The organism is Mesorhizobium sp. C268A (assembly GCF_040324475.1).
Taxonomy (GTDB): Bacteria; Pseudomonadota; Alphaproteobacteria; order Rhizobiales; family Rhizobiaceae; genus Mesorhizobium.
This window is the reverse complement of the sequence record NZ_JAMYVX010000001.1, coordinates 4,414,842-4,441,413: the sequence shown is the minus strand read 5'-3', so window position 1 is coordinate 4,441,413 and position 26,572 is coordinate 4,414,842. Positions and strand designations below refer to the sequence as shown.

The window sequence follows — 26,572 nt, the reverse complement described above, 5'->3', positions numbered from 1 at the left end:
CCAGCCAGTCCGCGCCGCCGACAATGCCGAGCCGAGGACTCATCCCTCACGGCCCGGTGCAGATCGGCAACGGTTGTGGCGGCGGTGGCGGGTTGTCCTTGGCGTATTGCGCGATGATCGGCTCAAGGCTCTTTCGCGGCCAGAATTTCGGCTTGCCGATCTCCTTCAGGCAGGACGCATTCCAATAGGCGCCCGATTTACCAACGGCGGTGATGTCGCGCGATTCCGGGTAGATATAGAGCGTCGTCGGATTGCCCTTCACCATCGAAATGATCTGGTCGGCGTCGGACGGCGACCAGCTGGTGCAGCCATTGCTGCGGCCGCCGGCATAATCCACCAGCTTGCCGTATGGCACGAAGCCGTCATGGTCGGCATAGGAGCTGTTCGGGTTCTTGCGCAGGCACATGCCGCGCAACAGCCGCGCCGCGTGGCCGCCGATCACCCGCTGCCTGGCATTCGCCGTCTCGCCCTCGCCGTCGAACTGGATGAAGGTGCGCAGCAGCGCCTGGTCCTTTTTTGCGCCGATGCGGTAAAAACCCTTGAATGAGGTCTTTGCCTCGCCGGTCATATAGGCGCCGCCGGTCGTCAAGGACGAGTCCAGCGCATTGCCGAAGTTTTTCGCGCAGCGCTTCCCGTTGGAGAAATCGACCACGCCCTTCAGATTGCGGCCGCCGCCATGGCCCGACGAGATCGCCCTGAACGACTGCTTGGCCTCGCAAATGACGTAGTAGCGCCGCCCCAGCACGCCATTGCCGAGATCGCCGGGGCGCGTCGCATCCATGGCGAAATAGCAGCCATTGTGGACCGCGCCTTGCGCGACCTTCTTCAGGTAAAGCGCGCGCGCCCGCTCCAGCACCACTTGCGAAATCTCGCCGTCGTCATTGCCGACGTGGGCCTGCAGCCACGCCGGTATATCGGAGGACGCGGCAAAAGACCGGGCAGACATCGTCAAGGCGATGCCGGCGATGGCGAGGAGGCCAAAGACAAAGACAGCCAGAGATTTCAACCGCACCGGACAACCCTCCCGCCCGAACCGTTCTGCGATTCTCGGAAACCCATCATAAATCGTCGCGCGCCGATCGGCGAAACACATCTTGTTCAGAACCGCGCAAGCAAGTCAGGTAGCTGCCTGTTCGCCTTTCACAGCGCCAGGCTGCCCTGTTCCGCCTCCGCAGCATTGGGGTCGCCCGGCGCCGTCGCCCAGGCGAGCTCGACCAGCGTCACCGTGCGGCGGCCGGTGCCGTCGAGCTGGCAGACGATGAGGCCCTGCTCCTCGATATAGGTGAGCAGCCGCCGGGCGCGCCGCAGCGAATGCGAGCCGTAGGCGCGCGCGATCGCCGCATCGCTCGGGCACGGCCAGCCCTCCTTGGCGGCGCGGGCGATCATCATGAACACGCCCTGCATGTCCTCGGGCAGCAGCGAGGCGCGCACGGAAACGTCCTGCCAGGCGTCATCGCCTGCCATGTCGGCGCCGAGCCCGGCGCGGGCGCGCGTCAGCATGCGACGGAATTCTGAGAGGTCCGGCACCACCGAAGCGAGGCCTTCGATGCGGCAGCGGACGACGAACTCCTGATAAAGCACGCCGATGACGCGGAAACCCGCATCGGGCTGCGCCAGGATGGCGCGCAGGACACGGTCCACCCGCTCTCGCCGCTCGGCCATATCCTCGGCGCTTACCGCCGGTTCCGCAGGTTCCGGGCGGATCTCCATCGCCGCCGATTTGGCCGCCATCAGCTGGTCGAGCAGCTCCGGCGACGCCATCCGGCGCGGCGCGCGCATCGTCTCGGGCGGCGGCGCCGCCAGGATGATGGCGCGCGCGTCTTCAAGCGCTGTTTCCGGCATTGCCATCAGCCGCGGCGTACCGTTGCGCGGGCTGGTCTCGGTCTGGCCGATGCGCACGCCCAGCGGACGGCGCGACAGCGCTGGGCCCAACGCCATGAAGTGCCCGCGCTCCAGGTCTCGAAACGCCTCGGCCTGACGCCGTTCCATGCCCAGAAGGTCGGCGGCGCGCGCCATGTCGATATCGAGGAAGGTACGGCCCATGAGGAAATTGGACGCCTCCGCCGCGACATTCTTGGCGAGCTTTGCCAGCCGCTGCGTGGCGATGATGCCGGCAAGGCCGCGCTTGCGGCCGCGGCACATCAGATTGGTCATGGCGCCGAGCGAGAGCTTTCGCGCCTCGTCGGACACTTCGCCGGCCACGGCGGGCGCGAACAGCTGCGCTTCGTCGACCACCACCAGCATCGGATACCAATGCTCGCGGGCAACCTCGAACAACCCGCCGAGAAAGGCAGCGGCGCGCCGCATCTGGTTCTCGGCATCGAGCCCTTCGAGATTGAGCACCGTGGAGACGCGGTGGATGCGCGCCCGCTCGCCGGCTGCTTGCAGGCCACGCTCCGTATGCTCCTCGGCATCGATGACCAGATGGCCGTAATGGTCGCCCAGCGAGACGAAATCGCCTTCCGGGTCGATGATGGTCTGCTGCACCCAGGGCGCGCTCTGCTCCAGGAGCCGGCGCAAAAGGTGCGATTTGCCGGAGCCGGAATTGCCCTGCACCAGAAGCCGGGTCGCCAGCAGCTCCTCAAGGTCGAGCGCCGCCGGCGCACCCGCCGTCGTCTGTCCCATCTCGATGGCTACGGTCATGTCACGACTCTCCTTGCGGAGAGGGCTTATCAACCCGGCCGCGAGCCGTCGAGCGCGCCATGGCAACTCGCCCGCTGTTCCACACCTATGCTGCCAAAGCGCCACACATCAGCCCATCTGCCCAAAGGGAAGGCACATCAAGCGGAGTTGACCGGCGGCAGAAGCGGCGCTTCCAGCCCGTCGAAGGGATCGCGCCAGGCATCGATGGCTTCGAGCCGGCGATACCAACCCAGAACAGAGGGATAGTCCGCCAGCGGCAGGCCGGCTGCATCGTTGAACGGCAAAAACGTCGCCATGCGGAAATCGGCATAGGAAAGCGACTTGCCCACAAGCCATGGCCGCTTGGCGAGCTCCGCCTCGAGAATCGCTGCCGCGATGCGGAACTCCGCCAGCCCCTCCTCGACCTTGCCCTGGTCGACAGGCCCAATCCCGTAGCGCTGCTTGGTTCCGCGCTCGAAATGCACGGTGTCGCAGGCCCGGACGAAATTTTCCTTGCCCCAGCTCAGCCAGCGGATCATGTCGGGTTGGTCGCCGCCGCCGCGCCAGAAATCCGAACTCGCTTCGCGCGACAGAAGGCAGGCTATGGCGTCGGCTTCCCACAGGCTGCCGCCCGTCCATGCCAATATCGGCAGGGTAAGATTGGGATTGAGCTGACGAAACCGCTCAGCCTGCCCGGGCGCCATGGGTGCCGCGAACTCAAACTCGACCTTGGCCTGCAGATGACGTGCCGTTGCTACCGCAAGGCGCGGATTGGGATTGCGGCTGAAGTACAGTTTCATATCCGGTCCTGGACGCTGTGGGCTCGACCCTATCAAACACGCAAACGTGCCCTCCCGGCAATCTGGTCGGACCACGATTCCGCTGGCACACGCCGTTGTTCGGCGTATTATTTCCTTCGGGAGAGGGTTCTTGGCAGGAGGAAGCCATGAACGTAGTGCCGAGCGTACCTGTCATCGACGTGACAACCCAGAACCTTGTTTCCTCTGCGCTTTCCAGATTCCGCGCTGGCGATACCGTCTCGACCAGTGCGGCGCTCGACGCCATCCGCCGCATGGATCCAACCTGTGTCGACAGCGACGACGATCTCGTCGAACTCGTCGTCATGGCGGCAATTGGTAAGACCATGGCGGTCGTGTTCGACCACCGCTCCCGCTAGCCCTGTGGGACGAACCTGTGCCGTTCAACTCGCTTGAGTTCGAGTGAGTTCGGTTGGCGCCGCGCCGAGCTTTTACAGCCGCAGCCCGGGAAGCGGACGTCTTCGTGCGCGAAGGACGGCAATAGCATGAGCGGCAAGACTCAGATCCCCAAGGGATGTGGCATGTAGCCGACGAAGCCGCCGATCTTCCAGTGGCCCGCCACCTTCCTGCAAAAATACAGCGTCTGCCATTTCAGCTTGTCGACGCTGCCATCGGCCTTGGCCACCGAGCCGTTGAACTTCTTGTGCAGCACGGCGCGGTCGCCATCGACGTCGATGTCGCGCATGTTGGTGACGCGAAACAGCGCCTCGCGCAGCGGCTCGGCGAATCTGGCCGCCGCCGTCTCCTTGGCCTGGCGCAGCCATTCGTCGCGATAGACGGCAAGGCTCGGGAATTGCAGACGCCAGGCGTCGGCATCGCTGAGGAAATGCGCATGCATGCCGAAGAAGCTGTCGGCGAGGAAATCATCCTCGACCATCGACCAGTCCTGACCGATAAAGGCGTCGATGTCGCGCCGCACCAGCATTTCCCAGAGCGCGTGACGATCCGCATCGCCCTCTGGAAACGGGTTCTTGTCGAAGGTCATTGAAATCTCCTGTCGGGAAAATGCGACGCGCAAGATGCTGGCGAGCCTGCGATAAAGCAACACGCGTTTGGAAAAATGTTGCTTTCCAAAAAGCCCCCTATGAGGATCACCGGGACAGGCGTAGAGCGGTCGGCGAAAACGGGGCGCGGCCCGCCATTCTGAACAGGAGTTTCCCTTGCCCAAAGAGTGTTTTGGAACATCCCACGTGCCGCTGTCGCCGGCCGTGCGCGCCGGGGATTTCGTCTACATCTCAGGTCAGGTGCCGGTCGACGGCGACCGCATTGTGGTCAAGGGCGGCATTACCGAGCAGACCGAGCAGGTGCTGCAGAATGTGAAGGCGGCACTCGCGCTGGCCGGCTGCACCATGGACGATGTCGTCAAGACCACGGTCTGGCTCGAGGACGCGCGCGACTTCGGCGCCTTCAATGCCGTCTACGCCAAGCACTTCCCGAAAAATCCGCCGGCCCGCACCACGGTCGAATCGCGGCTGATGATCGACATCAAGATCGAGGTCGAAGCCGTCGCTTACCGGCCGGTTTGACCAGTCGGGGCATGATCCCGAAAAGTGGAAACCGGTTTTCTCGGACAAACGGAAACCGTTTTGTCCAAAGATCATGCCCCGAAACAAAGAGAGAGGCAGGCGCCGATGCAGTTCGATCTCCTGATCAAGGGCGGCCGCCTGATCGATCCGGCCTCGGGCCTGGACGCGCCGCGCGATGTCGCCGTTGCGGGCGGACGCATCGTGGCCATTGAGGCGGCGATCGATGCCGAGCACGCCACCGAGATAGTCGACGCTCGTGATTGCATCGTCACGCCCGGCCTCATCGACCTGCACAGCCATGTCTATTGGGGCGGCACCTCGCTGGGCGTCGACGCCGACCGGCTGGCGGCCAAGAGCGGCACCACGACCTTCATCGATGCCGGCAGCGCCGGCGCCGGCAATTTTCTGGGCTTTCGCCGCCATGTCATCGAGCGCTCGAAGGTGCGCATCCTGGCCTATGTCAACATCTCCTTTGCCGGCATATTCGGCTTCTCGCAATGCGTCTCTGTCGGCGAATGCAGCGATCTCAGGCTCTGCGAGCCACGCGAGACGGTGGCCGCGGTGCGCGAGCACGCCGGTGTCGTCGTCGGCGTAAAAGTGCGCTCCGGCAAGCATGCCGGCGGCACCAGCGGCATCGCGCCGGTGGACCTCGCGCTGGAAGCCGCCGACCGGGCCGGCCTGCCGCTGATGGCGCATATAGACGAGCCGCCGCCCGGCCGTTCCGAGGTGCTGCCGCGCCTGCGCAAGGGTGACATCCTCACGCACTGTTTTCGCCCGTTCCCCAACGCGCCGGTGTTCGCCTCCGGCGCGGTGCGGCCGGACATGCGGCTGGCCCGCGAACGCGGCGTCATCTTCGACATCGGCCACGGCATGGGATCGTTCGACTTCGCCGTGGCGAAAGCGATGCTGGCCGAGGGCCTCGCGCCCGACGTCATCTCCAGCGACGTGCATCTCTATTGCGTCGACGGTCCGGCCTTCGACATACTGGTCTGCATGTCGAAGCTGATGGCGCTGGGCATGCCGCTGGTCGAGGTGCTGCGCGCCGCCACGCAAAGGCCAGCCGAGGCGATCGCCAGGCCGGAGCTTGGGACGCTGAAAGTTGGCGGTGTCGGCGATGTCGCGGTGCTGAGACTGCGCCCCGGGCGCTTTACCTTCGTCGATGCGGTCGGTGCGGCGCTGATCGCGGATCAGCGGCTGGTCTCAGAAGGCATTGTTATCGGCGGTGTCTGGTGGCCGAACGAGGCGCCCGACCACAACGAGACCGAGCGCTTCGAGCCGCATGCGGCACATACGCATGTCGAGGTCGCGGCACGGCATTTCGGGCGTGGATAATCTCCCTCCTTGAGGGGGAGATGGCCGGCAGGCCAGAGGGGGTCGGTTCGACCGGACGCAAGCTCCTCGCGGCAGTTGGAGGTCAGCGCTCCACGCGCGGCGACCCCCTCTGTCGCCTTCGGCGACATCTCCCCCACAAGGGGGGAGGAGATCGCTAGCGCCCTGCGTTACTCACCGCCCCAAACACCGGCGTCGCAATCCCTTCCATCCGCGCCTTGATCTGCAGCGCCACATATTTCGAATAAAACCGCGACAGCGCCAGATTGCCGCCGTGGAACCACAGCGCGTCCTGCGCCGTCGGCTTCCACATGTTGCGCAGCTCGCCTTGCCACGGACCGGGATCGCCCTTGACGCCGGAGCCGAGGCCCCAGCATGGCCCGACCTTGTCGGCGACCTCGCGCGAGACGATGGCCGCCACGGTCTCGTTCATCGACTGGTAGCCGGTACAGGCGACGATCGCATCGACGGCCAGCTCGCTGCGGTCGTCGAACAGGATGCCGGTCGGCGTCAATGAACTGATGCCGACGCCGCTCTTCACTTTGATCTCGCCATTGATGATCAGTTCGCAGGCGCCGACATCGATGTAGTAGCCGGAGCCGGTGCGGTAGGCCTTCATCAACAGCCCGGTCTCGTCCTCGCCGAAATCGATGGCGAAGCCGGCGGCGCGTAGCTGGTCGTAGAAGTCTGCGTCGCGTGCCTTGATCACCTCGTAAAGATCCCGCTGGCCCTTGGGTACAAGCGCGAACGGCGTGGACGCGACGATCAGGTCGGCCTTGTCGGTGCTGATGCCGCGCGCCAAAGCCTTTTCCGAGAAGATCTCGAAGCCGACTTCCATCAGAGTGTCGGATTTCACCACTGTCGTCGGCGACCGCTGGATCATGGTGACGTCTGCGCCGCTCTCCCAGAGGTCGACGCTGACATCGTGCCCCGAGCTTGCCGCGCCGATGACAGCGACACGTCTGCCGCGGAATTTCTCGCCGCTTGCATACTGGCTGGAATGCAGGAGTTCGCCCTTGAAGGTCTCGGCGCCGGGCAGCGCGATCTGGCGTGGCGGGCCATAGGCGCCGGTGGCAAAGACAATGTGCTTCGGCTTCAGCGTGATCTGCCGGCCGACGCGGTCGACCACCACAGTCCACACCTTCTCGGCCTCGTCATAGCTGGCGCTGACGCATTTGGTGGCGACCCAGTAGTTGAGCTCCATCACCCTGGTGTACATCTCCAGCCAGTCGCCCATCTTGTCCTTGGGCGTGAACACCGGCCAGTTCTCCGGGAACGGAATGTAGGGCAGATGGTCGTACCAGACCGGATCGTGCAGCACGAGCGAGCGATAACGGTTGCGCCAGGAATCGCCGGGGCGCGCATTTTTCTCGATGATGATGGTGGGCACGCCGAGCTGCCTCAGCCGCGCGCCGAGCATGATGCCGCCCTGCCCGCCGCCGATCACCAGGCAATAGGGCTGCTCGGTGGCGCCGAGGTCGCGCGTCTCGCGCGCCCGCGCCTCCGCCCAGGTTTCGCGCTTCGGATCGGCCTTGTGACGGATGCCGAGCGGCCGCGCCGGTCCCTTTTGTTCCTCGAACCCCTTGAGATCACGCATCGCCGTGAACAAGGTCCGGCAGCGGCCGTCCGTGAGGCGCACAATCCCCTCGCCCCGCGCGACCGCCGTTTCGAACGTGAACCAGGCCTCGACGGTGCCCTCATCCGAGGTCGCCTCGCCGGACAGCGTCCAGTGTGAGGGCTTCGCTTCCGCCAGCGTCGCTTGCAGCATGTCGCGGATCGCATCGCGGCCTTCCATCGTGGTGATGTTCCAGGTGAAAGCCAGCAGATCGCGCCAGTAGCAATCCTCGACGAACAGGTTGGCGGCCGCCTCGGCGTCATCAGCTTCCAGCGCCCGTGCAAGCGCGCAAAGCCATGTCGCCGCCTGTTTCGATGGTGCCATGTCGAGCATCTGTTTTTCCCTCGTTTTGCGTTCCCATTGTTTCGAAAGACGGCGGCGCCGCAAGAGGGGTCGCGATATCATGGCCTCGGTTTCTAGCGGCCCGGAACGGAGCCATCTCCCGGAAATCTTTATAGGAATTTTATATCTTTCCTCCGCGGCCCGTCTCGAACCTTTATGGCGATCGGGTCCATATTCCACTTCGAGCAAAACGCTCCGGACGCCATAGCCCTCGAAGCTACGGCGGGTCGTCCTCATGGAATTTATGGCTCGCCAGTCGCTGGCGCCAAATACAAGCAGAAGCAAGGACCAACACAAATGGACATCGTCGTCATCGGGATCGAGGTTTTGTTCTTCGGTCTTTCCCTCGCCTACATCAAAGCTTGCGACGCTCTTTAAGCGGAAGGATCGCAACATGTTTGTCGATTACATCCTCGGTGGCGGCGTGACCTTGTTCCTGCTCGTCTACCTCACATACGCCCTCGTTCGCCCAGAACGCTTCTGAAGCAAGGCACGGAAAGCCATGACACTCAACGGATGGATACAGATCCTGGTTTATTGCGGGATCGTCGTTTTGCTGGTGAAGCCGCTCGGCGGCTACATGTACCGCGTCTTCAATGGCGATCGCACCTTTCTCTCGCCCATACTCGGGCCCGTTGAGCGCGGCCTCTACCGCATTTCGGGAACCAGTGAACGCGAGGAGCAGCACTGGACGACCTACGTGGCAGGAATCATCTTCTTCAGCCTTGCCAGCTTCCTGGTGCTGTACTTTCTGCAACGCCTGCAGGGCGTCCTGCCTTACAATCCGGCCGGGATGGCATCGGTCGAACCCAATCTCGCCTTCAACACTGCCGTCAGCTTCGTCACCAACACCAACTGGCAGAATTACGGCGGCGAAAGCACGTTGTCCTACCTCGTACAGATGGCCGGCCTGACCGTGCAGAACTTCATGTCGGCCGCCGTGGGCATTGCCATCGCGGTGGCGCTGATCCGCGGCTTCGCCCGCGCCTCGGCCAAATCGATCGGCAATTTCTGGGTCGATATGACCCGCTGCACGCTCTACATCCTGCTGCCGCTCAGCATCGTGCTCACCCTTGTCTATGTCTGGCTCGGCATGCCGCAGACGCTCGGGCCTTATGTCGACGCCACCACGCTGGAGGGCGCCAAGCAGACGCTCGCCCTTGGGCCCGTCGCCTCGCAGGTTGCCATCAAGATGCTCGGCACCAACGGCGGCGGCTTCTTCAACGCCAATGCCGCGCATCCTTTCGAAAACCCCGACGCCATCTCCAACATGATCCAGATGGTGACGATCTTCGCGCTGGGTGCCGCACTCACCAACGTCTTCGGCCGCATGGTCGGCAACCAGCGCCAGGGCTGGGCGATCCTGGCAACGATGGGTGTGCTGTTCATCGCTGGCGTCGTTATCTGCTACTGGGCGGAAGCCGCGGGCAATCCGCTGGTCCATGCGCTGGGCATCGATGGCGGCAACATGGAAGGCAAGGAGAGCCGCTTCGGCATTGCCGCTTCGGCACTATTCGCCGTCATCACCACGGCTGCGAGCTGCGGTGCGGTGAACGCCATGCATGACTCGTTCACAGCACTTGGCGGCCTGATCCCGATGCTCAACATGCAGCTCGGCGAAGTCATCGTCGGCGGCGTCGGCGCCGGCTTCTACGGCATCGTCATGTTCATCGTCATCACCGTGTTCGTCGCCGGCCTGATGGTTGGCCGCACGCCCGAATATCTCGGCAAGAAGATCGAGGCCAAGGAGGTCAAGATGGCAATGCTCGCCATCCTCGCTCTGCCGCTGGTCATGCTGGTCTTCACGGCAATAGCGGTCGTGCTGCCAAGCGCCGTCGCCTCGATGGCCAATGGCGGTCCGCATGGCTTCTCCGAGGTTCTTTATGCCTACACTTCGGCGGCGGCCAACAACGGCTCGGCCTTTGGCGGCCTTTCCGGCAACACGCCCTGGTACAACATCACGCTCGGCATCTCCATGTGGGTGGGTCGCTTCTTCGTCATCATTCCAGCGCTTGCCATTGCCGGCTCGCTAGCGACGAAGAAGACGGTTCCGGCTTCCGCCGGCACCTTCCCGACCGACGGCCCGCTGTTCGTCGGCCTGCTCGTCGGCGTCATCCTGATCGTCGTCGGCCTGACCTTCTTCCCGGCACTGGCGATCGGACCGATCGTCGAGCACCTGGCTGCCATCAACGGCCAGACATTCTGAGGCTTGTCATGTCCTGGTTCTACCCAAAACGCATGAAGGCCCGGCCGCGAGCCGGCCCACGAGCCGGCAATGAGCGGGAGGAAACGCCCCCTCCCTTCCCCAGCGTATCTACCTTCCTCGGCCTCGCGGCAGTCATGATCGTGATCTGGCTGCTGGCCTATGGTCCGCCGCCCCTCTTTTCGGCATCCGATCGGTCGGTGCCGGCCAACAGTTCAGATACTGGAGCCACCAAATGAGCCAGTCCAAATCCGCGAGCATCATGGATGCCCGCATCCTGTGGCCGGCCATCGGCGGCGCCTTCAGGAAACTCGACCCCCGCACGCTGGTCAGGAACCCGGTGATGTTCGTCGTCGCCATCGTCTCGCTTCTTACCACGGTCCTGTTCGTCAAGGATCTCGCCACCGGCGGCGGCGATTTCGGCTTTACGCTGCAGATCATCATCTGGCTGTGGTTCACCGTGCTGTTCGCCAACTTCGCCGAGGCCGTCGCCGAAGGCCGCGGCAAGGCGCAGGCCGATTCGCTGCGCAAGGCGCGCACCGAAACCCAGGCCAAGCTGCTTGCCGGCGAAGACCGCTCCAGGTTCAAGCTGGTGCCCGGCACCAGCCTGAAGGTTGGCGACATCGTGCTGGTCGAAGCCGGCGACATCATCCCGTCCGACGGTGAAGTGATCGAAGGCGTGGCCTCGGTCAACGAGGCGGCAATCACCGGCGAGTCCGCACCCGTCATTCGCGAATCCGGCGGCGACCGTTCGGCGGTCACCGGCGGCACGCAGGTTCTGTCCGACTGGATTCGCGTGCGCATATCAGCCGCCTCCGGCCACACCTTCCTCGACCGCATGATCTCGCTGGTCGAGGGTGCCTCGCGCCAGAAGACGCCCAACGAGATCGCGCTCAACATCCTGCTCGTCGGCATGACGCTGATCTTCGTGCTGGCCACCGCCACGATCCCGAGCTTTGCCTCCTATTCCGGCGGCCATATCCCGGTGACGGTGCTGGTCGCGCTGTTCGTCACCTTGATCCCGACCACCATCGGCGCCCTGCTGTCGGCCATCGGCATTGCCGGCATGGACCGCCTGGTGCGCTTCAACGTGCTGGCCATGTCCGGCCGTGCCGTCGAAGCGGCGGGCGACGTCGATACGCTTTTGCTCGACAAGACCGGCACCATCACGCTCGGCAACCGCCAGGCCACCGAATTCCGCCCGGTCAAGGGCGTCACCGAACAGGAACTGGCCGATGCCGCGCAGCTCGCCTCGCTCGCCGACGAGACGCCTGAGGGACGCTCGATCGTCGTGCTTGCCAAGGAGAAATACGCCATCCGCGCCCGTGACATGGCAACCTTGCATGCCAGCTTCGTGCCCTTCACCGCGCAGACCCGGATGAGCGGCGTCGACATCGATGGCTCGTCGGTGCGCAAGGGCGCCGTCGATTCGGTTCTCGCCTATGTCAGCCAGTCGACATCGGCCACTCACGGCGCGCGCCCCGGCAGCGACACCGTCAAGGATCTCCAGGCGATCGCCGACGAGATCGCCAAGTCGGGCGGCACGCCGCTGGCCGTCGAGCGTGACGGCCGCCTGCTCGGCGTCGTCCACCTCAAGGACATCGTCAAGGGTGGTATCCGCGAGCGCTTTGCCGAACTGCGCAAAATGGGCATCCGCACCGTGATGATCACCGGCGACAATCCGATGACTGCGGCGGCGATCGCAGCCGAAGCCGGCGTCGACGATTTCCTCGCCCAGGCCACGCCCGAGGACAAGCTGAAGCTGATCCGCGACGAACAGGCCAAGGGCAAGCTGGTCGCCATGTGCGGTGACGGCACCAACGACGCGCCGGCCTTGGCGCAGGCCGATGTCGGCGTCGCCATGAACACCGGCACGGTTGCCGCCCGCGAGGCCGGCAACATGATCGACCTCGATAGTGACCCGACCAAGCTGATCGAGATCGTCGAGATCGGCAAGGCGCTGCTGATGACGCGCGGCTCGCTGACGACCTTCTCGATCGCCAACGACGTCGCCAAATACTTCGCCATCATCCCGGCCATGTTTGCCGTCTTCTACGTTGCGCCGGGACATACAATCGGCCCCCTGCAAGCGCTCAACATCATGCATCTGGCGACGCCGCAGAGCGCCATCCTGTCGGCCATCATCTTCAACGCGCTGATCATCATCGCTCTGATCCCGCTGTCGCTTAAAGGCGTCAAATACCGCGCCATCGGCGCCGGCGCGCTGCTCAGCCGCAACCTGCTGGTCTACGGCCTCGGCGGCATCATCGTTCCCTTCGCCGGCATCAAGGCGATCGACATGATCGTCACCGGCCTCGGCCTCGCTTAAGGAAATACGTCCATGCTCACTCAGATAAGACCCGCTGTTATCATGATCGTCTTTTTCACCGTTTTGACCGGCCTGATCTATCCCCTGGGCATGACCGGCATCGCCCAGGCGCTGTTTCCGCACCAGGCCAATGGCAGCTTGATCGAGAAAAACGGCACGGTCATCGGCTCCGAACTGATCGGCCAGGGCTTTGCCGACGACAAGTATTTCCATGGCCGCCCCTCGGCTGCCGGCGACGGATACAACGCCGCAGCGTCCAGCGGCTCCAATCTCGGTCCAACCAACCTCAAGCTGATCGACCGCATCAAGGGCGATGTTGCAAAGCTGAAGGCGGAGAACCCGAACCAGCCGGTGCCGATGGATCTGGTGACGACGTCCGGCAGCGGCCTCGACCCCGCTATCAGCCCGGACGCCGCCTATTTCCAGGTCGCTCGGGTGGCCAAGGCCAGGGGCTTCGACGAAGCCAAGGTCAAGGCGCTTGTCGACAGCCATGTCGAAGGCCGCGAACTCGGCTTCCTCGGCGAGCCGGTCGTCAATGTGCTGGCGCTCAACCTGGCACTGGACGATACCAAGCAGTGAGAGACAATCTCTGAAGCCAGGGGCCGGGATCGACACGATCCTCGGCGCCGTTCATGATCGAGCCTGATGCCGGACGCCAGAAGCAACGATACCAGACCCTCTCCGGACGCGCTGCTCGAGCATGCGGAACGGGAAGAGCGCGGCCGTCTGCGGATATTTCTCGGCGCTGCCCCCGGCGTCGGCAAGACCTATGAAATGCTGATGGCCGGCCGCGCCAGGCTGGCTGACGGCGTCGACGTAGTGGTCGGCGTCGTGGAGACCCACGGCCGCAAGGAAACACTGGCGCTGGTCGAAGGCTACGAGGTGATCCCGCGCCAGAAGGTCGACTACAGAGGCCGCGTGCTGGACGAGATGGACATCGATGCCATTCTCGCCCGCCGGCCGGCGCTGGTGCTCGTCGACGAACTCGCCCACACCAATGCGCCAGGCAGCCGCCACCCCAAGCGCTATCTCGACGTCCAGGAAATCCTGACGCGCGGCACCGATGTCTACACCACGCTCAACATCCAGCATGTCGAGAGCCTGAATGACGTCGTGGCACAGATCACCCGCGTCAGGGTGCGCGAAACGGTCCCGGACTCCATCATCGACCAGGCCGACGACATCGAGATCATCGACCTCACGCCCGACGACCTGATCAAGCGGCTGAAAGAGGGAAAGGTCTATTTCCCCAACACTGCCCAGCGCGCAGTCGAAAACTATTTCTCGCCGGGCAATCTGACCGCGCTTCGGGAATTGGCGCTGCGCCGTACCGCCCAGCGCGTCGACGAGCAGTTGCTCAACCACATGCAGTCGCACGCGATTCCCGGCCCTTGGGCGGCGGGCGAAAGGGTGCTCGTCTGCGTCGATGCGCGTCCGGGCGGAGCGTCTCGTGTCCGCTATGCGCGCCGGCTGGCCGACCGGCTGCGCGCACCGTGGACGGCGCTGCATGTCGACACGCCGCGTTCGGCCGCCATGTCGGAGGAAGACAAGGACCAGCTGGCCACGCTCTTGCGCCTGGCCGAGCAGCTCGGCGCCGAGGTGACGACCATTCCGGGCCAGAACGTCGCCCAGGACATCGTCCGCCACGCCACGGCCAACAACTTCACCCATATCGTCGTCGGCAGGCCGACCCGCTCGCGCTGGCGCGAACTGATCGAGGGTTCGCTCACCTACGATCTGATCCGCAATGCCGGCGATATCAGCGTCCATGTCATTTCAGGAACGGAGCGCGACAACGAGGCCACGTCGAGGGTCAAGGCGGCGGCCGAGCAGACGCCATTTCAAATCTGGCCTTATCTTTTCTCGACCGTCTATGTCGCCGGCGCGCTTGCCGTCAGCGCCGTCCTCGATCAGTTCCTCGACGTTCGCAACCTTGCCAGCGTGCTTCTGCTGGCGGTGCTGACATCGGCAGTGACCTTTGGCCTGTGGCCGGCGCTGTACGCCTGTTTCCTCAGCGCCATTGCCTTCAACTTCTTCTTTCTCGAGCCGCGCTACACGATGACGATCCGCGATCCGGAGAGCATCGTTGCCTTCGCCGTCTTCCTCGTCGTTGCCGTCATCGCCAGCAATCTGACGGCGCGTGTGCAGCGTCAGGCAGCCGCCGCCCGTTCACGCGCCCGGGCCACCGAGGACATCTACCTCTTTTCAAAGAAGCTCGCCGGCGCCGGCACGCTCGACGACGTTTTGTGGGCCACAGCCTTCCAGATCGCCTCGATGCTGAAGCTGCGCGTGGTGCTGCTCCTGCCGGAGGACGGCACGATCACCGTCAAGGCCGGTTATCCCCCCGACGACACGCTGGCCGAGGCCGACATCGCGGCTGCACGCTGGGCCTGGGAACACAACCGGGCTGCCGGCCGTGGCGCCGATACCCTGCCCGGGGCAAAACGGCTCTACCTGCCCTTGCGGACCGGCCGTACCGCCATCGGCGTCGTCGGCCTCGACAATGACAAGCAGGGGCCGCTCTTGACGCCCGAGCAACAGCGCCTGCTCGACGCGCTGGCCGACCAGGCGGCGGTTGCCATCGAGCGCATCCAGCTGGTCGCCGATGTCGATCGCGCCAGGCTGGCGGCCGAGGCCGACCGCTTGCGCTCGGCACTGCTGACGTCGATCTCGCATGATCTGAAGACGCCGCTGGCGGCCATCATGGGCGCGGCCGGCACGCTCAGGGAATTTGCGCCGGCACTGCCCGAGAACGATCGGGCCGAGCTGCTGACCACCGTGCTCGACGAGTCCGAACGGCTGAACCGCTTCATCGCCAATCTGCTCGACATGACCAAGATTGAATCCGGCGCCATGGAGCCGAATTTTGCTCTCCACTATGTCGGCGATGTCGTCGGCTCGGCCTTGCAACGGGCGCGCAAGATCACTGCCGGGCACAAGACCGAGGTTGATATTCCGGCCGACCTGCCGATGCTGAAGCTTGATCCCGTGCTGTTCGAACAAATGCTGTTCAATCTGCTCGACAATGCCGCGAAATACGCGCCACAGGGATCGACAATCCGGCTGCAGGGCTGGGCCGACAATGGCTCCGTCGCGCTGCAGATCATGGATGAGGGACCGGGCATTCCGCCCGCCGACCTGGAGCGCGTCTTCGACAGCTTTTACCGGGTGCGCAAGCGCGATCAGGTCCAGGCCGGCACCGGGCTCGGCCTGTCGATCTGCCGGGGCTTCATCGAGGCGATGGGCGGCACGATCATGGCGGCGAACCGCAGCGATCGCCCGGGCGCAGTCTTCACAATCCGCATGCCGAGGTTGGTACAATCGTCCGATACGGACGTATCAGGTGTGGACGAGCAAGCATCTGGTGATCCGGCATGACAAATTCCAATGTCAGCATACTGGTCGTCGATGACGAGCCGCCGATCCGCAAACTGCTGCGCGTCGGCCTCGGCAGCCAGGGCTATGCGGTCAGCGAAGCGCCCAACGCCAAGGCTGCGATCGAACTCGTCGATGCACAAAAGCCGGATCTGATCCTGCTCGACCTCGGCCTGCCCGGCATGGGTGGCCTCGATCTCCTGCGGAAATGGCGCGACGACGGCCTCGACGTGCCCGTGGTCATCCTGTCCAGCCGCACCGACGAAGCCGGCATCGTCGCGGCGCTCGAACTCGGCGCTGACGACTACATCACCAAGCCGTTCGGCATGAACGAACTGGTCGCCCGCATCCGCGTCGCGCTGCGCCACAAATTCCAGCAGCAGGGCGAAAAGCCGGTGTTCCACACCGGAGATCTCAGCGTCGACCTGGTCAAGCGCATCGTCAAGGTCGAAGGCAAGGAGATAAAGCTCTCCCCCAAGGAGTACGACATATTGCGCATTATGGTGCAGCATGCCGGCAAGGTGCTGACCCACCATTTCCTGCTGAAGCAGGTGTGGGGCGATTCGACCGACGTGCAGTATCTCAGGGTCTATGTCCGCCAGCTCCGGCAGAAGATCGAAAAGTCGCCCGACCAGCCGCGCTACATCACCACCGAGACCGGCGTTGGGTACCGGCTGCGCGAGGTTGAGTGACCGGACGTTTTCCGCTCAGTCCGCCGAGAGTTCCGCGGTCCGTGCCAGTGCGCCGCCGAAGCCGTTGAGCGGGATGGTGAAACTCACCGCTTGACCAGTGTCGGCCGCGAAGGCGTCGATCTTCAGCGTGGTGGCTGCCTTGAGCAGCGGCGTGACGCTGGCATCGAACGCCACCGGCACCAGGCAGCCGACGGCCTGGCAGGTGTTGAACGGCAGGCTGCCTTCCAGCTTCTGGTCGTCGATGGTCAGGCTGACGCCTTTGGCGAGCGCCAGGCCGAACGGCAGCGCCAGCGTTCCGGCGGCATCGTCGCCGCTCTTGCTCGACAGCTCGATCGCCAGCAGGCGCTGGTTGGACTGCTTGTTGAACTGCTGATGCGACAGGCTGCAAACCTTGGCCGTGCCGGTTACCTGGCAATTGACCGTCCAGTCGCCATGTGTCTCGGACAGCGCCGAGGCGCCGCCAGGCAATGTCGGGCCGGCAGCAGGGGCGGGCGCTGCGGCGGCAGGCGCCGCCTTGTCGGTCTTGGTTTGCGCCGCGACTGCCACCGGGCCAAGAATACAGATGCTGCCCAGTAGCGCCGCGAAATATACTTGCCTGCTTTTCATCAATATGCTCCCGATTGTGCCTCGAGTCAGCCGCGATTGAGCCCGAGATCCGCGCCCGATAGAGCGGTCAATCGATCTTTTCTGTCAAGTGCGGCAGGCCGCATCCTCAGGGATTTCGCCAACCCGTGGCAGATCCGCCAATGGCAGACCGGCCCATGGCAGATCGAGACGAACGCCCTATATAGAGAGGAGGTTATATCTGTACGGGAATGAACTGATGTCGACGCTTCGCCTATCGACAGTTCTCATGTCGGCAATGCTGGCGGCGGCAACGCTCGCCGGCATCATGCAATTTGCTGCGGCTCAGTCCGTCAATCCCAGCGCCAACCGGCTGATCCAGCAGAACCAGCTGCAGCAATTGCGCAACAGCCTGCAGCGGCAGCAGTTCCAGCAACAGCAGCAGCAATATCGCGAGCAGGACCGTCGGATCGTGCCGCAGCCGCGCCCCGAAGTGCCCGTCGTCCGGCAAGCTTGTCCGATTCAGATCGTCAACAACCAGATTGTGCGTGTTTGCCGTTGATATCGGTCGCTTGCGATTTACTTAGTCGACTTATTTACTAAAAATGCCTCATTGCCTCGCGGGCATATCAGGGGTTTGCAGGCGGCGTGCGGCGGTGCGCCCGCCGACCGGATTTTCAGCACATGGCGACGACCAAGAAAAAGGCGGTACGCAAGGCAAGGCGAGGCGAACGCATTCGCCAGGTTGCCGCCATTCCCTTTCGCCTGGACGTTTCAGGCAATTTCGAAGTGATGCTGGTGACGTCGCGAGCGACGAAGCGGTTCATCGTGCCCAAGGGCTGGCCCATGAAAGGCAAGAGCGGGCGCAAGGCCGCCACCATCGAGGCGCGCGAAGAAGCCGGCGTGCTCGGCAAGACCCGCAAGGCGCCGGCCGGCAGCTATTCCTATTGGAAACGGCTGGAGCACAATTTCGTGCGCGTCGACGTCGTCGTCTATCTGTTGGAGGTGTCCGAGGAACTGGCCAACTGGCAGGAGGCCAAGAGCCGCCAGCGGGCATGGCTCAAGCCGCAGGACGCGGCGTTGCTCATCGATGAGCCGGATCTCTCGACGCTGATGGCCAACCTGGCGCCGCCTCAGCCGGCAGTGCCGGACCCGGCCTGACCAACCTCACTTGCCCTCGTCCCCTTCAGCGGGACCCTGGTCCCCTGGAAATGGCCGCAGCGGCGTGCCCGTATAGGCCCACAGCCATTCGCGCGGCAGCGGACCTTTGTTGCGCTCGCTTTGCTGCGACTGCTCCCATGCATGCGCCAGGATGCCGACCGAGCGCGAGAGCACGAACAGGCCGCGCGTCAACGGCGGCGGAAAGCCGAGCTCGCCATAGATGACGGCGGTGGCGCCGTCGATGTTGAGCGGTATTTTCTTCCCCTTGCGGCGCGCGACCTCCGCCTCGACGGCCTCGGCGATGTCGGCAAAGCGTCCGCTGACGACGCCGCGCGCGGCAAATTCGCGCGTCACTGCGATCAGGCGCGGCGCGCGCGGATCGACCGGGTGAAAGCGATGGCCAAAGCCCGGCACATAGCCTTTCTCCTCGGCGAAGAAACGGTCGAGCCGTGCGGCTACGGCTTGGTCCAGCGCAACACCCTGGTCAATTGCCACGGCAATGTCGCCATAGAAGGACAGCGCCTGTTCGCCGGCGCCGCCATGCACGTCACCCAGCACGTTGACGGCGGACGCCATGGCGCTGTTGATGCCGACTCCGCAGGTAATGGCCATGCGGGCAATGGCGATCGACGGCGCCTGCGGCCCGTGGTCGACGGCCGCCCCCAGCGCAATGCCGAGCAGCGCCGCCTGCTCCTCGCTTGGCAATTCGCCACGCAGCATCAGCCAGATCGTGGCCGGAAAGCTGACGCGGCCGATCAGCTCCTGGATTTCATAGCCGCGCAGCCGGATGATGCCGGGGCCCATCTCGATGATGCCGGTCTGCCACCACTCCTCGCCGCGCTCGCGGCCGGTTTTTCTCTCGCTCACGCGCTTCTCCTGGCGCGCGGCGGCAGGGTGGAAAAAACCTCGTCCATATGCTCACCCAGCACCGGTGGCGGCAGGACCGGCAAGGGTGCCGCGCCATCGACCATGAAGCCGCCGCGCACCACTGTCAGCGGCTGCTCCATGCCGGGCAGGCCCTGGAAACGCGTGGTCATGTCGCGCTCGACCACCTGGCGCTCGCCAAGCACCTGCGGGATCGTCAGCACCCGGCCCGCCGGAACACCGGCGCGGTTGAACTTTTCTTCCCAGGCAGCCGCCGAGGCGCTCGCAAGCGCTGTCTCGATCAGCCCTTTCAAGGAGGCGCGGTTCTGCTTGCGCGTCTCGCGCTCGGCAAAGCGCGGATCGTCGGCCAGTTCCGGCTGGCCGATCAGCCGGCAAAGCGTGACGAACTGCTCCTGCTTGTTGGCGGCGATGTTGAGCAGGCCGTCGCCGGTGCGAAACGCGCCGGAGGGCGCAGCCGTCATGTTCTCATTGCCCATCGGCTGCGGCTCGACACCGGCGGTCAAATAGTTGGACACCGGCCAGCCCAGCGCCGACAGCGTGCATTCGAGCATCGAGACATCGAGAAACGCGCCCTCGCCCGAGGTCTTCTGCTTGACCAGCGCCGCGGCGATTGCGAAGGCCCCGACCAGCCCGCCCAGCGTGTCGGCGACGGGATAGCCGACCCGCAAGGGTGCTGTCTCCGGCGTGCCGGTGATGCTCATGATACCGGACAGCCCCTGGATGATCTGGTCGTAGGCCGGATTGTCGCGCATCGGCCCGCTCTGGCCGAAACCGGATATGGCGCAATAGACGAGACCGGGGCGGACCGCTTTCAGCACCTCATAGCCGAGACCCAGCCGCCCCATCACGCCCGGTCGAAAATTCTCGACCAGCGCGTCGGCCGAGGCGACGAGATCGAGGAAGCGTTCGCGGTCGGCTTCGCTTTTGAGGTCCAGCACCACCGATCGCTTGCCGGCATTCTGCGCCAGGAACGACGCGCCCATGCCGGCTTTGTTGAGCGCCGGCGAGGCGCCGAGCTGGCGCGCCAGATCGCCGCCTTGCGGCGTCTCGACCTTGATGACATCGGCGCCGAGCAGCGCCAGCTGATAGGCACAATAAGGGCCCGCCAGCACATTGGTCAGGTCGAGGATGCGGATGCCGGCAAGCAGATCGGTCATGATGCTCCAGGTTGCTCAGGCATCGCCCGGCACATGCTCCGGTCCGCGACGGCGCCGGTGCTCGATGAAGGCCCAGATATGCGGCCCGGCTAGGCCGATGAAGGCGAGGATCAGCAGCACCAGCGACAGCTTGTGGGTGTAGAACACCGACCAGTCGCCGTTCGAGATCGTCATCGCCCGGCGGAACTGCGTTTCGGCGAGCGGCCCCAGGATCATGCCGATGATGACCGGCGCTGTCGGGAAATCGAAGCGCCGCATCAGGAAGCCGGCGGCCCCCAGGAGATAGAGGATGACGAGGTCGATCGGCGATTGCGAGATGCCGTAGGTGCCGACGGTCGCGAACACCAGGATGCCGGCATAGAGCTGCGGCGCCGGGATTTTCAACAGCCGTACCCACAGCCCGATCAGCGGCAGGTTGAGGACGACCAGGATGACGTTGGCGATGAACAGGCTGGCGATCAGGCCCCAGACCAGATCGGCCTGCGTCGTCAACAGCAGCGGTCCCGGATTGATGCCGTAGCTCTGGAAGGCCGACAGCATGATTGCGGCGGTCGCCGAGGTCGGCAGGCCAAGGGTGAGCATCGGCACCAGCACGCCGGCGGCAGACGCATTGTTGGCGGCTTCCGGTCCGGCAACGCCCTCGATGGCGCCGACCGTGCCGAACTCCTCCTTGTGCTTCGACAGCTTCTTTTCGATGGCGTAGGACAGGAAGGTCGGGATCTCGGCGCCGCCCGCAGGCATGGCGCCGATCGGGAAGCCGATAAAAGCGCCGCGCAGCCATGGCTTCCACGATCGTCCCCATTCGGCCGCTGTCATGTAGAGCGATCCCTTGAGCGGCACGATCTCGTCCTTGCCGGCATAGCGGCGCGAGGCCATGTAGAGCGTCTCGCCGACGGCAAACAGGCCGACCGCGGCAATGATGACATCGACGCCATCGAGCAGTTCGTTCATGCCGAAGGTGAAGCGCGGCTGTCCCGTCTGCAGGTCGACGCCGATCATGCCGATGACGAAGCCGATGAACAGGCTGGTGAGGCCGCGCACGGAGGACGAGCCGAGCACCGCCGAAACCGTGATGAAGGCGAGCACCATCAGCGAGAAATATTCGGCCGGACCAAAGGCCAGCGCGAACTTCACCACCACCGGCGCCAGGAAGGCGACGCCCATCGTGCCGATGGTGCCGGCGACGAAGGAGCCGATCGCCGAGGTCGCCAGTGCCGCGCCGCCGCGACCCGAGCGGGCCATCCTGTTGCCTTCCAGCGCGGTGACGATGGTGGCGCTTTCGCCCGGCGTGTTGAGCAGGATCGAGGTCGTCGAGCCGCCATACATGGCGCCGTAATAGATGCCGGCAAACAGGATGAAGGACGCCTCCGGCGCCACCTGGTAGGTGATCGGCAGCAGCAGCGCGATGGTCAGCGCCGGCCCGAGGCCGGGCAGCACGCCGATGGCCGTGCCGAGCGTGGTGCCGACCAGGCACCACAGCAGGTTCATCGGCGAGAAAGCGACGGAAAATCCGTGGGCGAGATGGCCGAGCGTCTCCATGGCGTCAGCCCCTCGCAGTGGCGATGATCGCGTCGATCACCGTGTTCAGCTGGTTTTCGATGAAGCCGGCGCCAATGTTGACGCCGAGCGCCCTGGCAAAGCCGAAATAGGCGGCAAGCGCCAGGATCAGGCCGGTCAGCGCATCGCGCAGCGTGTGCTTGCTGCCGAAGCCATAACAGACGAGCACGAACATGATGACCGAGGCGGCGGTGAAGCCGAGCGGCTGGATCAGCACCAGATTGGCGACCAGGCCGGCAACGACGATGCCCATGGCCTTCCAGTCGGTCGGCGTTTCCTTTTCCTCCTGCGGCTGCCAGCCGCCGCGCAGCGCGGCGACGATGAGCAGCAGCGAAAGCACGATCATGCCGGTCATGGTGATGTAGGGAAAGACGGTCGGCCCGACCTTGGAATAGAGCGGCGAAACCGGGATCGCCAGGGTCTGCCACGCCACGGCCGCAGCACAGGCGAGAAGCCCGATGCCGATCAACAATTCGGGCATGGCAAGGCGCGGGGGCGCCGGCTGCTGGTCGCTGGTGCTCATCGATGTCCTCCCGAGATGGCCGGCATCCTCCCGCCGGCCGCATCCGCAGTTTCACTCCCAGCGCATGATATGTCCATGCCGCAGGCGAATGTCGGAAGGGGCGGCCGTGGCCGCCCCTGAAGACATCAGGCGAGGCCGAGATCCTTGAGGATCGCGGTGATGCGGGCGGTGTCGTCGACGAGGAATTTCGCATAGTCGTCGCCGGTGAGCAGGATGGGCGTCCAGTTGCGGTTCTTGCATTCGGCTGCCCAGGCATCGCTCTTGGCCATGGTCTCGATCATCGTGACCATCGCCGCCTTGTCGGCGTCGGAGACGCCTGGCGGTGCGAAGACGCCGCGCCAGTTGAACAGTTCGACGTCAATGCCGGCTTCCTTCATCGTCGGTGCGTCGATGCCGTCCTGGCGCTTGTCGGCGGAGATCGCCAACAGCCGAAGCGCGCCCGCCTTGACCTGCTCGGAGAACTCGCCGAAGCCGGAAATGCCGGCCGCCACCTGGTTGCCGAGCAGCGCCGACAGCGCCTCGCCGCCGCCGGCGAAAGGCACATAGGAGAGGTTGGTTGCCGGAACGCCGACCGTCTTGGCGATCAGCCCGAACAGGATGTGGTCGGAGCCGCCGGCCGAGCCGCCGGCCACGGGAACCTTGGTCGGATCCGCTTTGAGCGCGGCGACGAAATCGCCGGCCGTCTTGAACGGCGAATCCGCCGGCACCACCAGCGCCTCGAACTCGCCGGTGAGGCGGGCGATGGGCGTCACTTCGGAAAGGTTGTTGGCCGATTTGTTGGCGATGATGGCGCCGACCATGACCATGCCGGCCACCATCAGCGAATTGCCCTTGCCCTTCCACTGGCTGATGAACTGCGGCAGGCCGACAGTGCCGCCGGCGCCGCCGACATTGGTGATCTGCGAGCCGGAGATCAGTTTTTCACTGCGCAGCACCTGGTCGATGGTGCGCCCCGTCTGGTCCCAGCCGCCGCCGGGCGCGGCCGGCACGAAGATCTGGATCTGCGGTGCATCCTGAGCGAAAGCGGGCGTCAAATGCGTTGCGACGAATCCGGCAGCGCCTGCGGCCGCGGTGCTCATCAAAAATCTGCGTCTGTTCAGCATGGGATTCCTCCAAATCACGACACCTCCTCCGGTGCCTGCCAGAAACGTAGCCTGAAAACAGACCCGCTCGGCAAAAATTCATGCCGATTTCGGTACGTTCTGTCAACAGGAACGCTGTTCTACTAGACAGAACCATGGATGTGCGGCACAATCGCTTCGGCCGGCCTTTGTCCGAGCAGGTAAACTGGAATGAAACTGTTCGTGAGATGACCGAAGCGCGATCCCAGCCGTTGCCGGCCGATGGTGTTGCCGCGCTCGACCGCGCGATCGCCATTCTCGACGCGTTCGCGACCGCCGACCGCTCGCTCAGCCTGGCCGAGATCGCGGCGCGCACCGGGCTCTACAAAAGCACCATTTTGAGGCTGGCGAACTCGTTGCTGCGCGGGCAGTTGCTGGAGCGGCTCGACGATGGCCGCTACCGCATCGGACCTGCCACCTTCAGGCTTGGCGCGCTTTACCAGCGGTCGGTCGTGGCGGTCGACATCCTGCTGCCGATCATGCGCGATCTTGCCGAACGCAGTTGGGAAAGCGTCGCCTTCTATGTCCGCTCCGGCGACGCCCGCACCTGTCTCTACCGCGTCGAGTCCAAGCACCCGATCCGCTACACGATCCGGGAAGGCGACCTGCTGCCGTTGCTCGCCGGCTCTGGCGGCCGCGTGCTGGCAGCGTTTTCGGGCCAGCCGGGCGAACCATACGAGACCATCCGCAAGGCCTGCCACTATCTGTCGATCGGCGACCGCGACCCGGAGACGGCGGGCGTCTCGGTGCCGGTGTTCGGACCGGGCCGCGTTCTGCTCGGCGCCTTGACGCTGGCCGGCCCGTCGACACGCGTCGATACGGCGTTCCTGCGCCGCATGACACCGGACCTGCTGGAGGCCGCCGCTCGCGCCACCCGCGCCTTCGGCGAGGATGGCTCGATGCTGGAGCAGGCAGCGCGCCTAGCCGGCGCTGAAACCGTGATCGGCCTCAGTTCGCCTTGACCAGCACCACGCGGCGGTTCTTGGCGCGGCCGGTTTCGTCATCATTGCTGGCGACGGGCGCCATCATGCCGGCGCCGGCGGCGGTCAGCCGGCCGCCATCGATGCCATATTTCGAGACCAGCGCCGCCTTTACCGACTGCGCCCGCCGCGACGACAGATCGATATTGTAGTCGAAGGCGCCCTGGTTGTCGGTATGACCGACGACGATCACCGCCATGCCGGGCTCGTTGGTCAGAAGCGTCGAGATCTCCTTCAGCGTCGGTTCCGATTCCGGCTTGATGTCGGCCTTGTCGGTGTCGAAGAAGATGCCGTAGAGCGAGATGGAGCCGGTGGCCGACAGCGAATCCGCCATCTTGGCCGCTTCGACCACCACCATCTTCTTGTCGCGCGCCTTGGGCTCCAGCACCTGAACGACGGCAATGGTGCGGCCGTTGAGTTCCTTGCAGTAGAGGTCGTCGATCAGCGAATAGGCCTGAACCGTGACATAGGCGTCGCCGCCGTCCTGCGGCAGCTTGGCGGCGAAGAAGCGCTGGTCGTTGATACCGGTGGTTACCGCACAGGCGCCATTGGAAAAGGCCGCGTCCTTGACGTCGCTTTCATGGAAGAAATACATCATCAGGCTCATGTCGCCGCCGCCACCGCTCGACGACCGGTCGGCGGCGCCGCCGCACTCTTCCTTCTTGCATTCGAACAGGACTTCGCCGCCGGCGGCCGCGATCACATCCTGGTAGTTGCGCAGCACTTCGAGCGGGGAGCGCTCGGCCGGCAGCACATAGGCGATGCGGGTCAGCGCGCCTTCGACCTCGGCCTTCTTGTCCGGCGCGAACACACGGTTGTTCATCGTGTCACGGGCATCCGGATCGGCGCTCGGCTTCAGCGGCGACAGCGGCACTGTAAAATCGGTATAGGCGAATTTTTCGTAGGAGACGATGAACGACCCCTCGTAGCGCTTGGCCAGATGATTGTCGGCACCGCCCTCGATGTCGGCGGTCGGCACCGTCGCATCGGCGCCCGCCAGTTGCACGGCCGCCAGGAGCAGCAGCCCCGCCCAGAAAAGCTTCAGAGATATCGCATTGATCGCACGCATGGTCGGCTCCCCCAAAGAGCAATTCCAGGAAAAGTGTGAGCGGTTTTCCCACAGGAATTGCGTATTAGATTAGAATAGCCAACCCTGGCAGAACGTGGAAATTGCGTCGATGAAGCGCTTCACACCCGCCGTTCGAGCAGGATCGTCAGCCCGTCGTGATAGGTGGTTTCCAGGACCTTGGTGTAGCCGCACTTTGCCGCAACGTTCAACGAACCGGTGTTTTCCGGATCGATGATGCAGACGGTTCTCGCGCCGGCAAAGGTGTCGTCGCCCCAGGCCAGGGCCCTTCTGACGACTTCGCTGGCAAGACCCTTGCCATGCGCTTGCGGCGCCAGCGCCCAGCCGGCTTCCGGAATGCCCTCGAGCGACGGCTCGATGTCCCGCTTCAGATCGTGGAATCCGGCCTCGCCGATGAAGCGACCGCTGGCCTTGTCCTCGACCGCCCAGAAGCCGTAGCCGAGCAGCGACCACAGGCCGGCATGCCGCAGGAACCGCATCCAGCTTTCCTCCCGCGTCCGCGGCTTGCCGCCGATGAAACGGGTGGTGACGGGGTCGGCCCACATGACGGCATAGTCGTCGAAATCTTCGATCCGGTGCGCCCGCATGATGGTCCGTTCCGTTTCGAGAACCGGGACGCCGGCTGTTTTTGGACTGCCCATGAAACTCTGCCTCCGTTGACGGTCAGCGCTTAGCAAACCAGCGCG

26 protein-coding genes are annotated in these 26,572 nt (G+C 64.5%); 13 read left to right on the top strand and 13 right to left on the bottom strand.

What is annotated here, in order from left to right; translation table 11 throughout:
* Positions 1 to 46: 46 nt before the first annotated feature.
* The 3 genes from NKL06_RS21685 to NKL06_RS21675 form a co-directional block, all read right to left on the bottom strand.
* Entirely contained in the window at positions 47 to 1,012 is a 966-nt protein-coding gene (locus NKL06_RS21685; protein WP_023691929.1) for a hypothetical protein, read from the bottom strand.
* A 128-nt stretch (positions 1,013 to 1,140) separates the two neighbouring features.
* A complete protein-coding gene (locus tag NKL06_RS21680; RefSeq protein WP_023691930.1) occupies positions 1,141 to 2,643 on the bottom strand; it encodes a helicase HerA domain-containing protein in 1,503 nt (500 codons plus the stop codon).
* 137 nt (positions 2,644 to 2,780) lie between these two features.
* Positions 2,781 to 3,422: a glutathione S-transferase family protein gene (locus NKL06_RS21675; protein ID WP_023691931.1), complete on the bottom strand. Its 642-nt coding sequence runs from the start codon at positions 3,420 to 3,422 to the stop codon at positions 2,781 to 2,783.
* Between the two features lie 146 nt (positions 3,423 to 3,568).
* Between NKL06_RS21675 and NKL06_RS21670 the strand changes: the two genes are divergently transcribed.
* A complete protein-coding gene (locus NKL06_RS21670; RefSeq protein WP_023691932.1) occupies positions 3,569 to 3,799 on the top strand; it encodes a hypothetical protein in 231 nt (76 codons plus the stop codon).
* A gap of 140 nt (positions 3,800 to 3,939) precedes the next feature.
* Here NKL06_RS21670 and NKL06_RS21665 read toward each other — a convergent pair whose 3' ends face one another.
* On the bottom strand, positions 3,940 to 4,425 hold the full coding sequence (locus NKL06_RS21665) for a hypothetical protein (RefSeq protein WP_023669704.1): 486 nt from the start codon (positions 4,423 to 4,425) through the stop codon (positions 3,940 to 3,942).
* A gap of 175 nt (positions 4,426 to 4,600) precedes the next feature.
* Here NKL06_RS21665 and NKL06_RS21660 point away from each other — a divergent pair, with 175 nt between their 5' ends.
* Positions 4,601 to 4,966 (top strand): RidA family protein, encoded by a 366-nt coding sequence (locus tag NKL06_RS21660; RefSeq protein WP_023683098.1) that lies wholly within the window; start codon positions 4,601 to 4,603, stop codon positions 4,964 to 4,966.
* Positions 4,967 to 5,071: 105 nt separating this feature from the next.
* Positions 5,072 to 6,298, top strand: coding sequence for an amidohydrolase/deacetylase family metallohydrolase (locus NKL06_RS21655; RefSeq protein WP_023691933.1), 1,227 nt, complete (start codon positions 5,072 to 5,074; stop codon positions 6,296 to 6,298).
* Positions 6,299 to 6,452: 154 nt separating this feature from the next.
* On the opposite strand, the gene NKL06_RS21650 is transcribed toward NKL06_RS21655, so the two are convergent.
* Positions 6,453 to 8,243, bottom strand: a complete 1,791-nt coding sequence (locus NKL06_RS21650; protein ID WP_023691934.1) for a flavin-containing monooxygenase — start codon at positions 8,241 to 8,243, stop codon at positions 6,453 to 6,455.
* Positions 8,244 to 8,408: 165 nt separating this feature from the next.
* Here NKL06_RS21650 and NKL06_RS21645 point away from each other — a divergent pair, with 165 nt between their 5' ends.
* The 7 genes from NKL06_RS21645 (at position 8,409) to NKL06_RS21615 (ending at position 16,851) form a co-directional block, all read left to right on the top strand.
* A complete protein-coding gene (locus NKL06_RS21645) occupies positions 8,409 to 8,630 on the top strand; it encodes a hypothetical protein (RefSeq protein ID WP_023691935.1) in 222 nt (73 codons plus the stop codon).
* A gap of 16 nt (positions 8,631 to 8,646) precedes the next feature.
* On the top strand, positions 8,647 to 8,736 hold the full coding sequence (locus NKL06_RS21640; protein WP_023691936.1) for a K(+)-transporting ATPase subunit F: 90 nt from the start codon (positions 8,647 to 8,649) through the stop codon (positions 8,734 to 8,736).
* A gap of 18 nt (positions 8,737 to 8,754) precedes the next feature.
* Complete coding sequence (kdpA, locus tag NKL06_RS21635; protein ID WP_023691937.1) at positions 8,755 to 10,458, top strand: potassium-transporting ATPase subunit KdpA; 1,704 nt, start codon at positions 8,755 to 8,757, stop codon at positions 10,456 to 10,458.
* 232 nt (positions 10,459 to 10,690) lie between these two features.
* Positions 10,691 to 12,784, top strand: a complete 2,094-nt coding sequence (kdpB, locus tag NKL06_RS21630) for a potassium-transporting ATPase subunit KdpB (RefSeq protein WP_023691939.1) — start codon at positions 10,691 to 10,693, stop codon at positions 12,782 to 12,784.
* A 12-nt stretch (positions 12,785 to 12,796) separates the two neighbouring features.
* Complete coding sequence (gene kdpC / locus NKL06_RS21625; protein WP_023691940.1) at positions 12,797 to 13,363, top strand: potassium-transporting ATPase subunit KdpC; 567 nt, start codon at positions 12,797 to 12,799, stop codon at positions 13,361 to 13,363.
* 66 nt (positions 13,364 to 13,429) lie between these two features.
* On the top strand, positions 13,430 to 16,162 hold the full coding sequence (locus NKL06_RS21620; protein WP_352580883.1) for a DUF4118 domain-containing protein: 2,733 nt from the start codon (positions 13,430 to 13,432) through the stop codon (positions 16,160 to 16,162).
* Positions 16,159 to 16,851 (top strand): response regulator transcription factor, encoded by a 693-nt coding sequence (locus NKL06_RS21615; protein WP_023691942.1) that lies wholly within the window; start codon positions 16,159 to 16,161, stop codon positions 16,849 to 16,851. Before NKL06_RS21620 ends, NKL06_RS21615 begins: the two co-directional genes overlap by 4 nt.
* A 15-nt stretch (positions 16,852 to 16,866) precedes the next feature.
* Here the strand turns inward: NKL06_RS21615 and NKL06_RS21610 are convergent, their stop codons facing one another.
* The gene (locus NKL06_RS21610) at positions 16,867 to 17,457 is read right to left on the bottom strand and encodes an invasion associated locus B family protein (RefSeq protein WP_023691943.1); all 591 of its coding nucleotides are present in this window, start codon (positions 17,455 to 17,457) and stop codon (positions 16,867 to 16,869) included.
* A 247-nt stretch (positions 17,458 to 17,704) separates the two neighbouring features.
* On the opposite strand from NKL06_RS21610, the gene NKL06_RS21605 reads away from it, so the two are divergent.
* Positions 17,705 to 17,977, top strand: a complete 273-nt coding sequence (locus NKL06_RS21605) for a hypothetical protein (RefSeq protein WP_155923979.1) — start codon at positions 17,705 to 17,707, stop codon at positions 17,975 to 17,977.
* A gap of 122 nt (positions 17,978 to 18,099) precedes the next feature.
* Positions 18,100 to 18,576 (top strand): NUDIX hydrolase, encoded by a 477-nt coding sequence (locus tag NKL06_RS21600; protein ID WP_023669717.1) that lies wholly within the window; start codon positions 18,100 to 18,102, stop codon positions 18,574 to 18,576.
* A 6-nt stretch (positions 18,577 to 18,582) separates the two neighbouring features.
* Here NKL06_RS21600 and NKL06_RS21595 read toward each other — a convergent pair whose 3' ends face one another.
* The 5 genes from NKL06_RS21595 to NKL06_RS21575 all read right to left on the bottom strand — a co-directional run bounded on the left by NKL06_RS21595 (position 18,583) and on the right by NKL06_RS21575 (position 23,801).
* Positions 18,583 to 19,443, bottom strand: a complete 861-nt coding sequence (locus NKL06_RS21595) for a citryl-CoA lyase (RefSeq protein WP_031210406.1) — start codon at positions 19,441 to 19,443, stop codon at positions 18,583 to 18,585.
* Positions 19,440 to 20,618: a CaiB/BaiF CoA transferase family protein gene (locus NKL06_RS21590; RefSeq protein WP_031195530.1), complete on the bottom strand. Its 1,179-nt coding sequence runs from the start codon at positions 20,616 to 20,618 to the stop codon at positions 19,440 to 19,442. Before NKL06_RS21590 ends, NKL06_RS21595 begins: the two co-directional genes overlap by 4 nt.
* A gap of 15 nt (positions 20,619 to 20,633) precedes the next feature.
* Positions 20,634 to 22,157: a tripartite tricarboxylate transporter permease gene (locus tag NKL06_RS21585; RefSeq protein WP_023686551.1), complete on the bottom strand. Its 1,524-nt coding sequence runs from the start codon at positions 22,155 to 22,157 to the stop codon at positions 20,634 to 20,636.
* A 4-nt stretch (positions 22,158 to 22,161) separates the two neighbouring features.
* A complete protein-coding gene (locus NKL06_RS21580) occupies positions 22,162 to 22,698 on the bottom strand; it encodes a tripartite tricarboxylate transporter TctB family protein (RefSeq protein WP_023683087.1) in 537 nt (178 codons plus the stop codon).
* A gap of 125 nt (positions 22,699 to 22,823) precedes the next feature.
* Positions 22,824 to 23,801 carry a Bug family tripartite tricarboxylate transporter substrate binding protein gene (locus NKL06_RS21575; protein WP_023691946.1) on the bottom strand — a complete coding sequence of 326 codons (978 nt, stop codon included), beginning with the start codon at positions 23,799 to 23,801 and terminating at the stop codon, positions 22,824 to 22,826.
* A gap of 206 nt (positions 23,802 to 24,007) precedes the next feature.
* Here NKL06_RS21575 and NKL06_RS21570 point away from each other — a divergent pair, with 206 nt between their 5' ends.
* Positions 24,008 to 24,781, top strand: coding sequence for an IclR family transcriptional regulator (locus NKL06_RS21570; RefSeq protein WP_023691947.1), 774 nt, complete (start codon positions 24,008 to 24,010; stop codon positions 24,779 to 24,781).
* Here NKL06_RS21570 and NKL06_RS21565 read toward each other — a convergent pair.
* Both NKL06_RS21565 and NKL06_RS21560 read right to left on the bottom strand, forming a co-directional pair.
* Positions 24,768 to 25,868: an OmpA family protein gene (locus NKL06_RS21565; protein WP_031207817.1), complete on the bottom strand. Its 1,101-nt coding sequence runs from the start codon at positions 25,866 to 25,868 to the stop codon at positions 24,768 to 24,770. The two genes, NKL06_RS21570 and NKL06_RS21565, sit on opposite strands and share 14 nt — an antisense overlap.
* A 119-nt stretch (positions 25,869 to 25,987) precedes the next feature.
* A complete protein-coding gene (locus NKL06_RS21560) occupies positions 25,988 to 26,527 on the bottom strand; it encodes a GNAT family N-acetyltransferase (protein ID WP_023683084.1) in 540 nt (179 codons plus the stop codon).
* Positions 26,528 to 26,572: the final 45 nt, after the last annotated feature.

Excerpts from the sequence above, each read along its gene's own strand:
- NKL06_RS21680 (WP_023691930.1), bottom strand. The coding sequence starts at position 2,643 with ATGACCGTAGCCATCGAGATGGGACAGACGACGGCGGGTGCGCCGGCG.
- NKL06_RS21675 (WP_023691931.1), bottom strand. The coding sequence starts at position 3,422 with ATGAAACTGTACTTCAGCCGCAATCCCAATCCGCGCCTTGCGGTAGCA.
- NKL06_RS21670 (WP_023691932.1), top strand. The coding sequence starts at position 3,569 with ATGAACGTAGTGCCGAGCGTACCTGTCATCGACGTGACAACCCAGAAC.
- NKL06_RS21665 (WP_023669704.1), bottom strand. The coding sequence starts at position 4,425 with ATGACCTTCGACAAGAACCCGTTTCCAGAGGGCGATGCGGATCGTCAC.
- NKL06_RS21655 (WP_023691933.1), top strand. The coding sequence starts at position 5,072 with ATGCAGTTCGATCTCCTGATCAAGGGCGGCCGCCTGATCGATCCGGCC.
- NKL06_RS21650 (WP_023691934.1), bottom strand. The coding sequence starts at position 8,243 with ATGCTCGACATGGCACCATCGAAACAGGCGGCGACATGGCTTTGCGCG.
- NKL06_RS21645 (WP_023691935.1), top strand. The coding sequence starts at position 8,409 with ATGGCGATCGGGTCCATATTCCACTTCGAGCAAAACGCTCCGGACGCC.
- NKL06_RS21640 (WP_023691936.1), top strand. The coding sequence starts at position 8,647 with ATGTTTGTCGATTACATCCTCGGTGGCGGCGTGACCTTGTTCCTGCTC.
- kdpA (WP_023691937.1), top strand. The coding sequence starts at position 8,755 with ATGACACTCAACGGATGGATACAGATCCTGGTTTATTGCGGGATCGTC.
- kdpB (WP_023691939.1), top strand. The coding sequence starts at position 10,691 with ATGAGCCAGTCCAAATCCGCGAGCATCATGGATGCCCGCATCCTGTGG.
- kdpC (WP_023691940.1), top strand. The coding sequence starts at position 12,797 with ATGCTCACTCAGATAAGACCCGCTGTTATCATGATCGTCTTTTTCACC.
- NKL06_RS21620 (WP_352580883.1), top strand. The coding sequence starts at position 13,430 with ATGCCGGACGCCAGAAGCAACGATACCAGACCCTCTCCGGACGCGCTG.
- NKL06_RS21615 (WP_023691942.1), top strand. The coding sequence starts at position 16,159 with ATGACAAATTCCAATGTCAGCATACTGGTCGTCGATGACGAGCCGCCG.
- NKL06_RS21610 (WP_023691943.1), bottom strand. The coding sequence starts at position 17,457 with ATGAAAAGCAGGCAAGTATATTTCGCGGCGCTACTGGGCAGCATCTGT.
- NKL06_RS21605 (WP_155923979.1), top strand. The coding sequence starts at position 17,705 with ATGTCGGCAATGCTGGCGGCGGCAACGCTCGCCGGCATCATGCAATTT.
- NKL06_RS21600 (WP_023669717.1), top strand. The coding sequence starts at position 18,100 with ATGGCGACGACCAAGAAAAAGGCGGTACGCAAGGCAAGGCGAGGCGAA.
- NKL06_RS21590 (WP_031195530.1), bottom strand. The coding sequence starts at position 20,618 with ATGACCGATCTGCTTGCCGGCATCCGCATCCTCGACCTGACCAATGTG.
- NKL06_RS21585 (WP_023686551.1), bottom strand. The coding sequence starts at position 22,157 with ATGGAGACGCTCGGCCATCTCGCCCACGGATTTTCCGTCGCTTTCTCG.
- NKL06_RS21580 (WP_023683087.1), bottom strand. The coding sequence starts at position 22,698 with ATGAGCACCAGCGACCAGCAGCCGGCGCCCCCGCGCCTTGCCATGCCC.
- NKL06_RS21575 (WP_023691946.1), bottom strand. The coding sequence starts at position 23,801 with ATGCTGAACAGACGCAGATTTTTGATGAGCACCGCGGCCGCAGGCGCT.
- NKL06_RS21570 (WP_023691947.1), top strand. The coding sequence starts at position 24,008 with ATGACCGAAGCGCGATCCCAGCCGTTGCCGGCCGATGGTGTTGCCGCG.
- NKL06_RS21565 (WP_031207817.1), bottom strand. The coding sequence starts at position 25,868 with ATGCGTGCGATCAATGCGATATCTCTGAAGCTTTTCTGGGCGGGGCTG.
- NKL06_RS21560 (WP_023683084.1), bottom strand. The coding sequence starts at position 26,527 with ATGGGCAGTCCAAAAACAGCCGGCGTCCCGGTTCTCGAAACGGAACGG.